General features: G+C 54.0%; 9 protein-coding genes and 1 pseudogene. 6 read left to right on the top strand and 4 right to left on the bottom strand.

Annotation, left to right across the window (positions count from 1 at the left end):
* Both WBQ96_RS19235 and WBQ96_RS28300 read right to left on the bottom strand, forming a co-directional pair.
* Positions 1–1,301 (bottom strand): calcium-binding protein (locus tag WBQ96_RS19235; protein WP_336552768.1); only part of this gene is annotated, 1,301 nt, incomplete at its 3' end.
* 77 nt (positions 1,302–1,378) lie between these two features.
* Positions 1,379–1,489: pseudogene (locus WBQ96_RS28300) on the bottom strand (IS21-like element helper ATPase IstB); the annotation flags it as partial.
* Between the two features lie 241 nt (positions 1,490–1,730).
* On the opposite strand from WBQ96_RS28300, the gene WBQ96_RS19225 reads away from it, so the two are divergent.
* From WBQ96_RS19225 to WBQ96_RS19200, 6 genes are all read left to right on the top strand, one after another.
* Positions 1,731–1,964, top strand: a complete 234-nt coding sequence (locus WBQ96_RS19225) for a DUF7940 domain-containing protein (RefSeq protein WP_165121372.1) — start codon at positions 1,731–1,733, stop codon at positions 1,962–1,964.
* Entirely contained in the window at positions 1,942–2,409 is a 468-nt protein-coding gene (locus WBQ96_RS19220) for a lysozyme (RefSeq protein ID WP_246246028.1), read from the top strand. Before WBQ96_RS19225 ends, WBQ96_RS19220 begins: the two co-directional genes overlap by 23 nt.
* Entirely contained in the window at positions 2,409–2,786 is a 378-nt protein-coding gene (locus WBQ96_RS19215; RefSeq protein ID WP_165121373.1) for a hypothetical protein, read from the top strand. The genes WBQ96_RS19220 and WBQ96_RS19215 overlap by 1 nt, the downstream gene beginning before the upstream one ends.
* Entirely contained in the window at positions 2,770–3,000 is a 231-nt protein-coding gene (locus WBQ96_RS19210; RefSeq protein WP_165121374.1) for a hypothetical protein, read from the top strand. Before WBQ96_RS19215 ends, WBQ96_RS19210 begins: the two co-directional genes overlap by 17 nt.
* A 14-nt stretch (positions 3,001–3,014) precedes the next feature.
* Entirely contained in the window at positions 3,015–3,338 is a 324-nt protein-coding gene (locus WBQ96_RS19205) for a hypothetical protein (protein ID WP_165121375.1), read from the top strand.
* A 575-nt stretch (positions 3,339–3,913) separates the two neighbouring features.
* The gene (locus WBQ96_RS19200) at positions 3,914–4,369 is read left to right on the top strand and encodes a hypothetical protein (protein WP_165121350.1); all 456 of its coding nucleotides are present in this window, start codon (positions 3,914–3,916) and stop codon (positions 4,367–4,369) included.
* Positions 4,370–4,416: 47 nt separating this feature from the next.
* Here the strand turns inward: WBQ96_RS19200 and WBQ96_RS19195 are convergent, their stop codons facing one another.
* Positions 4,417–10,326 carry a beta strand repeat-containing protein gene (locus WBQ96_RS19195; protein WP_336552769.1) on the bottom strand — a complete coding sequence of 1,970 codons (5,910 nt, stop codon included), beginning with the start codon at positions 10,324–10,326 and terminating at the stop codon, positions 4,417–4,419.
* Positions 10,327–10,721: 395 nt separating this feature from the next.
* Positions 10,722–11,174 carry a toxin-activating lysine-acyltransferase gene (locus WBQ96_RS19190; RefSeq protein WP_336552770.1) on the bottom strand — a complete coding sequence of 151 codons (453 nt, stop codon included), beginning with the start codon at positions 11,172–11,174 and terminating at the stop codon, positions 10,722–10,724.
* Positions 11,175–11,745 lie beyond the last annotated feature (571 nt).

The raw sequence follows: 11,745 nt of genomic DNA, 5'->3' as shown, positions 1-11,745 counted from the left end.
GTCAGGGCTAGCCCAGGCGAGAGCGAGGCAAACTTCATTGCAGCCGCGCCGCCAGCGCCGTCCTTGTCGAACAGCAGATCACCGGTCGTCGAGTTGTAGATGATGCGATCGCTCGCATCGTGAGCGCCGGTGCCGATGTGGAAGGCAGCAGCCGACAGATAGCCCGCACCAGTATTGGTGAAGTACGCGTTGTCCAACTGCATCGTATCCTGGGCGACATTGTAGTCCGTGATCTTGTCGATGTTGGTCGAGCCGAGAGGCTTGTTGAACACGAACGTGTCGTTGCCGGCACCTCCGACCAACGTATCCGATCCCTTGCCGCCGTTCAGCGTGTCGTTGCCAGCCCCGCCACGCAGGATATTCTTGCCGTCATTGCCGACCAATGTGTTGTTGAGCGTGTTGCCGTTGCCGGTGAGATCGGCAGTGCCAAGAAGCTCCAGCCGCTCGACATTGGCTGCAAGAATCCAGTCAACGTCGGAGCGCACAGTATCAGTGCCTTCGCCGGAAAGTTCGATTGTTCGATCACCGGTCGACGACACGATATACACGTCGTTGCCGGCACCACCCTCCAGCGTGTCAATGCCAGTGCCACCGTCGAGATAATCGTTCCCTCGTTGCGCTAACAGCCTATCATTGCCAGCATTTCCGTAAATTTTGTCGTCACCTAATGGCCCGTTGGTCGACGTGTCATCTCCAAGGAGTAAGTCATCGCCTGCGCCGCCGATCACGGTGTCGTTGCCAGCATTGCCATGGATCTCGTCATTACCTGCACCACCATCGAGAACATTGTTGCCCGGATTACCGAAGATACGGTTATTCACAGCATTGCCGGTGCCGTTAAGGTTATTGTCTCCGTAAAGCTTAAGAACCTCGATCGTTCCCTTCACCGACGGTGAGGCAAGGTCGAACGAAATGTAGGTATTTACTGTATCGTAGCCGTTAGAACCGGCTACACTTTCATCTATGATGTCATTTGAACTAATGACGAGATAACGGTCATCGCCTGCACCGCCATACAGATAATTTGTGTCTTGATAGATAATGCTGCTGCCGGGCGCAAAAAAGTCACCCGCTAAATAGTCATCTCCGCTCCCCCCATACAAAACATCGTTGCCATCACCAGCTTCAAGTTCGTCGTGGCCATCATCACCGTAGAGCGTATCATTCCCTTCATAGCCATAAATATGGTCATCGCCTCCGGCACCGTGAACAATATCGTTCCCCGCATATGCATAAACGTGGTCTACCTCAGCGGTCCCTGTGTAAACATCGTCACCATTGGTCAGTTCTTTAAAGGGCATTCACCACTCCTTTGTAGTATCCAATGCAGTGCTTTTAACCTCCCCCGATAACATCATATTGCGTCATTTCGAAACCCCGACTGCAAGAGATCGCCAACGATACGCGGCGGTTCGTGCTGCCGTTTGATGCCGTTGCCCATGACCTCGTCGTAAGCGCTGCGCATTCCATAGAGCTTCAGCGTGCTCATGAGTTCGAGAACCTGGCAGGCAGCATCGACAGCCCCGAGACCGTCGGTGGGAACACAGCCGAGGATGGTGACCATTTGCCGATCACCATCATGGATGCCTTTCAACCGCCGGCGCACTTTCTCCATCGCTGCGGGTAAGACCCATTCCCGGAACGGCGCACCCGTGCCCCCCATCCCGAGGCGGACCGTACTCCAAACCAAGAAACCTGCAATCACGCCTTACGGCGGGAAAGGACACGTCATGCGCCTCGCCACAAATTGGCGGGCGGTGCTTCGCCATGCCTGGAGCATCCGTCTGATCTTCCTTGCCGCACTTCTTTCGGGTGCTGAGGTCTCGCTGCCGCTGCTCGAGGAGTGGATGCCGGTCCCGGCCGGCGTCTTCGCCGCTCTTTCTTTCATCACCACTGCCGGCGCCTTCATCGCCCGGCTCATCGTTCAGAAGGATCTATCCGATGAAAAGTCGCCTGAAGATTAGTGCTGCCGTCATGGCGGCTGCCGTCGCACTTGTCGGCGGCTTTGAAGGTCTGCGCACTCGCGCGTACATTCCGATTCCCGGCGATGTGCCTACCGTCTGCTTTGGCGAAACGCGCGGCGTGAAGCTCGGCGATCGCTATACGGTCGACCAGTGCAAGGCCATGCTTGGCGATGCGCTGGTGGAGTTCGAAACCGGCATGCGCCGCTGTTTGGTGGCGCCTGAGAGCATTCCAGATAAGCCATACGTAGCCATGCTCAGCCTGAGCTACAACATCGGCACGCGTGCGTTCTGCGGCTCGACTGTGGCGCGCAAGGCCAACGCTGGCGACATTCGTGGGGCCTGCAATGCCTTCACGGCATGGAACAAGGCTGGCGGCCGAGTAATCAAGGGCCTCGTTACGCGCCGCGCCGAAGAGCGCAAGCTCTGCCTCGAGGGCGTGCGCTGATGTACGCGGTGTGGACCCTAATCGGAGGCTTCCGCGGCATTCTTGTCGCGGTGGCCGTTCTGGCATCTGCTTGGGCCTACAACAAGGCGGTGGATAATCCGATTGTCGTTGCGCAGGCGAGGGCGGGCTTTGTGCTCACCGCGGAGCGCGATGCTTTGGCGGCCCGGCTGAATGAGGAGCAACGCCAGCGGAAAGCGTCAGACGCGGCTTTGTCAATGCTGCGCAATGAACTGGACAAACAGCAAGAAAGCGAACTGGCTGCCTCCGAGCGCCTGGAATTGGAAATTGCAGACTATGAAAAGAAACTCGCTGACGCTGGCCGCTCTTGCCGCCTTGATGATTCCGATACTGACTGGCTGCGTGACGACAAAAGCTAGCCTGCTCGACGGCCAGACGAGGGCAGGGGTGACCTTGCCGGAATGGCCTGCCGAATGCCGCAAGAAGGAAATCCACGCCGCATTGAAGAAGGGCGAGGATATCCGGGTCATTCTGAAGCGCGAGCGCTTGGCGCTCGAAAAGCAAAACAAACGCACGGATACCTGCGCCGCATATTATGACGAGCTGCGCCGACTGATGGGTGCGGGGAAATGAGCGCGGAGCAGCTAATGGCTGCGATCGGCTTCTTTCTTCTGGTCTCCGGGGCGCTTTGGGGGATTTGGTGGCGGATTGAGGGCAAGGTCGACGCCGCAAAGAAGGCCGCGACCGACACCGCGTCGTCAGCATCGGCCCTTGCATCTCTTGCTCGAGAAGAGCTGGCCGATCATCGCCTGATGTGCGCACAGACATACATTACGAAAGAAGGACTTCGCGACGTTAAGGATGAGATCATGGACGCCCTCCATGGCGTCAAAGGATCTATCGACCACCTTGGCGGCCGAATTGACAGCATGTACAGTGGGACGCCTGCGCGCCCCAAGCGGCCGGCTTAGCAGAAAAGCATAAACCTACCTAAACTCCATATTACCATCCATTACCACCCAAAGCCCCGCTTGCCCTAACCGATGAGCGGGGCTTTTTCGTTTCTGCAGCGGTTGTTTCCTTTTCGAACATTTTCCATCAAGCTATGCCTGCGAGGGGCTGTTGCAGTCATTGTGGGGGAGCAATTGCAACGGCGATATGCGAGAGTGATGGACGAAAAGAGCTCGTTCTTGCGTGATGTCTGCAAGAGGCTGCGACGCGAATTCGGCCATCCAACCGGTAGTACGCAGGCGATGGAAATAGCCAACGATATCCTTGCGCTATTTGAATCTGGCCTAACGGATGAAGGTTCTTTGTTAGACGCCTATCGCAAAAGCAAAGCGCAACATCGCCACTCATTGGGAAGTACACCATAGTTCGAAATGGCTATTTTCGCTTTTTAGGCTCTATCGCCCGCGTGTTCCTTATGGAGCGCGCGGGCTTTTTTGCGTTCTAGCCGCGTCGACAATCTTTGACTGCTGTGTTTTGTAATACAATTCGACCGGCGGTTGGACTGCTCGACAAGTCGAGACGCGTGGGGGCAACAGTGAGCAATAACAAGCAGATCACGGGGAATATTGGCCTCTACCACGTGGCGCGGGAACTGTCGCGCGAGGGCTGGAATGTCATGCCCACCATGCGGAATGCAAAGGGTGCTGATATGTTAGCGGTGTCGGAAGATGAGCGTACGGTGCATCCGATTCAGGTCAAAGCCCATTCTGCGAAACCTCAGGATGTTTTGCTCGGCCTACACCCCGATCGGTATGTTACTCCATGGTGGGTCTTTGTCGCATTTGCGAGAAGCGCCGAACCTGTGTGCTACGTCATACACCTTAGCGAAATTCTATCCCTCAAGACCCGTGATCCGGGTACACGATCGGCCAAAGCCGAGCACGAGCGGCTTTTCTGGTTTCATCGTCGTTATTACACTCCCGGATCAAGCGAGGAACTGGTTGAGACGCGTAATGCCTGGCACAGGCTTGGGTTAGCCCGAATTACGTGACCCTGCCGCTGCAAAAAGCGGCGGCGGGGCCTTTTTGAGCTTCAGACTCAGACAACAAAGAACTCTCCTGCCGTCATTGCGAGTCCGGTCGACAGTATTGCGAATTGGACGGCAGCCATTGCGCCATTACCATCTTCGTCAAACAACAACGAGCCGGTTGTGCTGTCATAGATAATCCTGTCAGAGGCATCCGCTGCGGTTGAACCCATGCGAAATGCCGCGGACGACAAAGCGCCTGCGGTGAGACCGGTAAATATCTCGCTCCCCAAACGAATTGAGTCATCGGCAACCGAATAGTCGGATATCCGATCGACGTTGCCGGTCCCAAGGGTGGTGTTGAATGCAAACGTATCGCTGCCGGCGCCGCCCCTAATATTGTCGTTGCCGCCGCTGCCGCTCAGGTAGTTGTTTCCGGCGTTGCCAACGAGGGTGTTGTGAAGGCTGTTGCCTGCACCGGCCAGGTCGTCTGTTCCTTGCAATTCGAGTGTTTCGATATTCGCATTCAAGGACCAGCTTATGTAGCTGCGAACGCTATCCGCTCCCTCAGTTTCCAGCTCGATGGTCTGGTCGCCTGTTGACGAAACGATATAGATATCGTTGCCGGTTCCGCCGCTCATCGCGTCGTCACCCAGTCCACCATTGAGTAGATTGTCTTCAGAATTGCCGACCAACGTATTGTTCAGGGTGTTACCGGTTCCATTGAGCGCGGTGCCAATCAATTCCAGCCGCTCGATGTTATCAGCCAAGGTCCATGTGATGTAAGAGCGTACGGTATCGGTGCCGTTATCGACGGACTCGAAAGTTTCATCGCTAGAAGAACTGACAATAAAGATGTCGTTGCCCGCGCCGCCGAATGCCTGATCTATACCGGCCTCTCCGTTGAGTGTGTCGTTTCCATCGCCACCCGACAGCGTGTCAGCCCCTGAGCCGCCATTGATCTCATCATTGCCGCCGCCACCGCTTAGCGAATTGTCACCGGCATTGCCGGAGAGGATATTGCTGAGCTCGTTGCCGCCTCCTGAAAGATTGCTCGCTCCCAAAAGTTCGAGTTGCTCGATATTATCGCCAATCGTCCAGCTCAAATAGGAACGAACGGTGTCAGTGCCTTCGCCAGGATCCTCAATTGTTCGGTCTCCGACAGCATCGACAACATAGGTGTCGTTGCCGACACGGCCATCCATGTAATCCTTGCCCGTGCCACCATTGAGAGTGTTGTTGCCAGAATTTCCGACCAGGGTGTTATCGAGGCCGTTGCCAATTCCTGAGAAATTACCCGTACCTTGAAGCTCCAGCCTCTCGACATTGTCGCTAAGCGTCCAGTTCACGCTTGCGCGGGCAATGTCGGCACCACCATTGGCAGATTCGATTGCACGGTCACCGGCAGAGGCAACGTAGTAGATATCATCTCCCGCACCACCGACCATGGAGTCGTCGCCGGCACCACCGTCCAATGTCTCATTGCCGGAAAGGCCGAACACAACGTCTGCCTTCGATGAGCCATTGACGGAACGGCCTAAAGCGGCCGCGACAAAAAACGGCAGCGGTCCGATCCCCTGCACCGAGATGTTTTCAACTCGAGCAGCCGCCACCGTTTGTTGCGCAATGCGGATTACGTCCCCGGAGGTACCGTTGGTAATTTGTAAGGTTTCTCCCGACCAGGACGCCGTGAGGCTGCTGAGGGAGATGCCGCCTTCGAGAACCAGGGTGTCTGAACCGCCGTTTGTTAGCTTGAAGAGAGCATTGGCCGCAGTGCTCCACATAAAGCCGCTGACCCAGGTGTTTACTATCCCGCCGGCTTTAACGCCCAATGCATTTGCTGTACTGATATCTCCCGAGGCTGTCGTCGAAGCAGAGACAAAATCCTGTACGCTGTCGGGACCATGCCCGGTTCCGAATACGTATTGGTCATTACCTTCTCCGCCGATCAGGGTGTCATTGCCATCTTCGCCGCGAAGGCTGTCGTTTCCGGCACTGCCACGCAGGGCGTCGTCACCTTTGCCGCCATAGAGATAGTCATGCCCTGCACCGCCGTTGATGTTGTCGTCGCCGCCAAGACCGAACAGGACGTCATTTTCCGACTGGCCGTCGTCGGTCTTGGTATCTCGTCCTATCATGACGTCGGCGAATTCAGTCGCCTCGAACGCCTCGATGCCAATTCCGCCATCATCGTCGACAACGGCAGTGCTGTCGCTCCAGTTCTGCAGATTGATGGTGATGCCAGAGGTGTGAGTGCGATAGCTCATCACATCGAAGCCAAACGAACCGTAGGCGGTATCCGAGCCGGCGCCTACGACGAGAATATCGTTACCGCCATGCCCCCAAAGTTCGTTGTTGCCGGAATTACCATACAAGGTATCACCGAACGCAGATCCTTCGAGCCCTCTGATGTTTATGTATGTGTCTCCGGCAGCGTCACCAGTGTTGATCGACGGATTGGCCAGGGAAGCGATGACTGCTTCGCTGGCCCTGAAATACGATGCAAAATCGTAGATATTTGTCGATGAGTTTGTACCGCCGTTGAGCACGTCGGCGCCTGCGCCACCCTCAAGTGTGTTTCGGTACTCGTTGCCCGTCAGTTGATCATTGAAGGCCGATCCGACAAGATTGAGGATGCCGTTGAGTTGGTCGCCGGCTGCGTGCCCGCCTGATGCAGCGCCAGTTGCCAGATTTATTGTCACGGCAGCGTTGGACTTGGCATATCCGGCCGTATCCCAATCCAGCGGATCTGGCCCGCCGTTGAGAACATCGGCACCCGCACCACCATCGAGATAATCCAGGTCAAAGCCACCGTTCAGCGTGTCGTTACCTGCGCCGCCCATCAAAACGTCGGCTTCAGTGCCACCGGTGAGTATGTCGTCTCCACCGCCGCCGCTGATCCAATCCCAGCCTTCACCACCGTCCAGGCGATCGTTGCCGTTCGCACCGATAACGATGTCGTCGCTGCTGATCACCTCCGCGTCATTGACGCCGATGACGCGGACACCGGAATCAGAAAAAACATAGTTCCTGTCGTCCGTGGCAAACCAAACATCCCGCCCAGTCGTTTCCCCGATAACGTTGACGAAGCCGTCGGTTCTGACCTGCACGCCAGTGACGTTATGATAGCCCACTCCAGACATGGAGTTGGAGAACGTTAGTCGCAGTGTCTGGTAGCCATTTTGGCTGATTACCTCGACATCATTGGCAAATACATCGACGATGCCGGGGACGTCAAAATCAGCTGCGACCTTGATGTCTACAGTAACCTGACCTGCCGCATTTCGGGTAAGTGTGACGTCGTCAGGTGTGACGCTGACACCGGCATGGGCGAGTGATGCCATGAACCCGCCCAGACCACCGTGAAAATCTGCCACGTTCGTCTGCGCGAGCTTTAGATCGTTGGCCTGTGCAAGTGAAACCGCCCATGCCGCGGCAAAAATGGAATCGGGGTTCGAAGCGATCAGTGCATTAACGACCGCCCGATCATTCAGATACTTACCGTATTGCTCGGCAACGGACATGTCACCCGACAGCGTTGGCGTATCGACCGCGGTTGAATTGGCTGCCGCGCGCTTGAGAAGCAGGTCACCACCAATGACCTGCGAATCCTGAATGAACCCCGCAATCGCGCCGTCGACCATCTGTTCGGCGCTGCCGACCTCGCGGCCATTGACGAAGTAGTCCATATCAGAACCGTCGAGCGTGATCTTCATTCGCTGAAGAACTCGAACGAGCTCACCTTGCATCATCCCATAATTGTCGATCAGTTCCTGGGATATCTGCAAGCCATCGACATAGGCGTTGGCTACATCAAAGCCGCCCACGGTGCGCACGTATTCTAGGCTGATCTTGTGAACAGCCTCGGCCCATGCAGTCGTCGCGTCGTGCGGGAAACCGTCAACTGATTCCCATTGCGCGGCCAGATTAAGCAGACCGCCTCGATCCGCAGACAAGCCGGTGAGCATGAAAAGATCAATGGTGGCCTGGGGATCCGGTTCATCACCAAAAAGATCACCCAAAAACGTTCCGATCAACGTGCCGAAAAAGCCGCCGATTCCTGGTAGAAGGAAGTTCCCTAAGAAGCCCAATGAGCTTCCTACCGTCCCCAGGAAAGACGAGCCGAGCGCTGAACCCGCGATCGATCCCAGTGAGCCGCCAATCTGACCTTCGAAGGTTTCCGCCGGAAGGATTTCACGAGCAAGGGCCGATCCAAAGAAGGTGCCGACGGCGCCGGGAAGGACACCGAGTGCCTCAGTGAAATCAGCGCCATCCAAAAGTGCGTGACCAGCCTGCCAGTTGGTCATGGCGGTGTTCAACAGGCTACCGGCATAGGCTCCCGTACTGACATTGAACAATTGAGCGCCAAATCCCTCCAGCCCCATGGATTCGCCCAGTTCAGCGAGGAGGAATGATGAAACAGTTCCGGTGGCCGCAGTTGCCAGATCAACGGTCACATCCTCGAGTTGCCGGATCGCAATGCCTAGCGAAGAGCCGAAATTGATCTGATCTCCGTTAAACACATGGAACCCTGTATCCATGATTACTTCGGCAAGGTTGCGAGCAACGAGACCCAGCGCTGTTCCAGCTGCAAGTTGAGTGAGCTGGCTCTCGCCTTCCGTTAGCATCATGCCAAGCTGCGTGCCGAACGCTTGGCCAATAGCCCCAGCAGTGTCGATGTAGAACTGACTGTCGTTGTGCACACGCCAGCCGTTTGCGATGTAAGTGTGATACGTCTCGACTTCGAAATTGAAGGTCGCCCAACCGCGCTCAACATAAGGCGCCAGAGCCGCTGATCCCGATGATATTTGCCGAACGATCTCGGCCTCTTCAAATAGATGCGCAGTTTCTGTTGAGTAGATCAAGCGCTCAGCAGCAACTTTGCAAATAGCTCCATCATCTCGAACGATCATTCCGCCGCGATTAACTATGCTCTCAATTCGCTCGAATGTGCCTTGCTCATTAAGAAAACGATGGCCTGGCGTGACATAGGTAGCATTAGGATCAACGGCCCTGTCACCACTGACAGGGATTCTTCCGATTCCGGGGGTAGTGCTATGACTGTCTGGTGCTATTGGAGTGAGTTTGAGCCATTCCTGAGTTACATTCCGAAACGAACAACTCACACTTGCGGGGAGAAGCGCGCCACTCCTCGCCGACCGTTCGTCAAATGCGAGAACGACGCCAGACGCTTCCACCTGCTCAATAGGTATCGCTCGGTCAGGAGCAATATGTATTTTTGTTCCTGGGGCGAAGCAATGAGACGAATTGTCCTCTAAGAAATCTTTTAGTTTTTCCGCATTATATAGATACTCGTCCCCCTCCTCTCCAGGGGCCGGAAGCCAAACTCGACCATCGGCCTCGGCGGCCGCCTTGTTCAACAATAGTTTTTCCTGACCTCGATTGTAGTATTCTATATACAAGGCCTCTCGCTGACTTTCAGTTAGCGAGTTCCAAAAACTTTGAGGTGTGTTGTTTTGGTAAAACTCGGATGCTTCCTTTATATATAGGCCGGCAATCACATAAGTAGTATTACTACTTGGATTTGTTAAATCGGTGACAAGGCTGTCCAAACTAGACAGGTATCTTCCAAGATCGAGGGCATCTGACGGATTATCGCCGACATAGTTTTTTATTACGTTGATTGCTGTTCGTATTTGAATGTTTCCGACACCAACATCGATCAAGATTGGATTCGAAAATTTATCAGCCGTTGACAGGGATGCCAGCTCGTTGAGAGACATCTGCTCTGCTGCGTTATAAAGAGCCAACAATTCTTGATGAGTATATACGAGAGTAGCTGCATCCCCTGCAGCTTGTATTGCTGCCGCTATAGAGCCGCTAATTCGCTCGTTTAATTCGTCTGCTATAGCGCCGGCGAGCACAGTTCGACTTACACCTGTTAAGTCGGCCGCATATTCAATTCGCGGAACCGCTCCTCCTAAGTAAGCATAAGTCCCGGCAAAATAGTCTGTACTCATTTAATCTATGCCCCCGGTTAACCCTGCAGTCCAAATTGACCCAATTATATTTAGAGCAATAATAAATATCGCTAAAGTTTTAGAAAATAATCTTGATGAAAAATACCTAATCAACATGGCATATATTGCTAGGATAGTTATAAATAAGTGCGGCGAAAAAATACAAACATAATAGGCCGCTTTTGAAAGTCGTGATTCAGTACTCAATATTCCTGGGGTGATGTTATATATTGAAACAACAGTCACTAATATATATAGTAAGTTCAAAATAATGAACACAATAAATAATATTTTATCATGTCCTTTGATTATTGATTTGCATAAAGCAAAAATGAAAGAAAAAAATATGACTATATATGGCATCGCACTTATAGTAAGTAAGGCGGACGTCATCTCTATTTTTTTTCCATTAATGTTACGGTAAGGACCGGAATCTTTTTTGTCCCTGAACGCCAATCTTGAGTTGATAAACGCAAGTTAACCCTGTCATTTGAACTCAGTCTTTCTGCGACTGAATCCGAACACATGGCAAATAGCTCTGCAGAAATCGGTTGAAAAGCTGATTTTCTATTATTTGCGCTTGAACGAACCCGTTCGCCGTTGGCTGTGAGGCCGCTTGGCACGGGTACATACTTGATGTGAAACTGCCTAAGCAAGATTGGCGGCATAACCAGCCATTCCAAATCCTTGATTGATAGCTCGCGAGCTTCCTTGTCCTGGCTCATCAGCCAAACGACTTCACCGAAGATCTCAGCGACTGATTTGCCCGCAACCGGATCGATTGGTACCGGCCCTTTGTCCGAGCCGACCATTGCGTGCGATTTCTTTTCGCTTTTTTTGGTTGTCATCTATTCATCCAAGCCCTGCCTGCAGCCATAAGCGCGGCTTAAAGGGATTGCAATATTGGGGTCTGGGTCCTGCCTCTATTATGTTGATCTGTTGCTTCGAATCCATAAGTTTGATTTCACTAATATAAACACACGCTACTTTGCTCCCCCGAGCGATCTGTGCAATCAATTCGAGGGATCGCGCTTGGGGGATTGGCGATGGGGAAGCTTGTTGTGGCGCTGCTCGGCGCCGTTGTTACCATCACGGCGGTACAATCTGCGTTAGCGGCGAATTCTCCATGTAGCGGGCGCAAGGGTGGCATTTCGCATTGCCAGGGCGCCACATTCATCTGCAATGACGGATCTGTTAGCGCGAGCAAGAAGAATTGCGCTGCGGTTTTCGGTGGCGGCAGTGGCGCACTCGGGTTGATGAGCAACGGAGCTTCGGAGATGGCCCCGACCAACGATGAGAAGGAATGTTCCTGCCGGTCAGGGCTGTACTGCACAGGGCCACGTGGCGGCCAATACTGCCTCACGGATACCGGACGGAAAAGCTATTTGCGAAAGTAGCAGGAGATAGAAATTTCTAAGT

Source organism: Mesorhizobium sp. CCNWLY176 (genome assembly GCF_037153935.1).
GTDB lineage: Bacteria > Pseudomonadota > Alphaproteobacteria > Rhizobiales > Rhizobiaceae > Mesorhizobium_M > Mesorhizobium_M zhangyense.
This window is presented reverse-complemented; position numbering and strand designations above follow the sequence as displayed.

Bases quoted from the DNA above. Each gene is read 5' to 3' on its own strand.
- WBQ96_RS19225 (WP_165121372.1), top strand. From the start codon at position 1,731: ATGCGCCTCGCCACAAATTGGCGGGCGGTGCTTCGCCATGCCTGGAGC.
- WBQ96_RS19205 (WP_165121375.1), top strand. From the start codon at position 3,015: ATGGCTGCGATCGGCTTCTTTCTTCTGGTCTCCGGGGCGCTTTGGGGG.
- WBQ96_RS19195 (WP_336552769.1), bottom strand. From the start codon at position 10,326: ATGAGTACAGACTATTTTGCCGGGACTTATGCTTACTTAGGAGGAGCG.
- WBQ96_RS19190 (WP_336552770.1), bottom strand. From the start codon at position 11,174: ATGACAACCAAAAAAAGCGAAAAGAAATCGCACGCAATGGTCGGCTCG.
- WBQ96_RS19220 (WP_246246028.1), top strand. From the start codon at position 1,942: ATGAAAAGTCGCCTGAAGATTAGTGCTGCCGTCATGGCGGCTGCCGTC.
- WBQ96_RS19215 (WP_165121373.1), top strand. From the start codon at position 2,409: ATGTACGCGGTGTGGACCCTAATCGGAGGCTTCCGCGGCATTCTTGTC.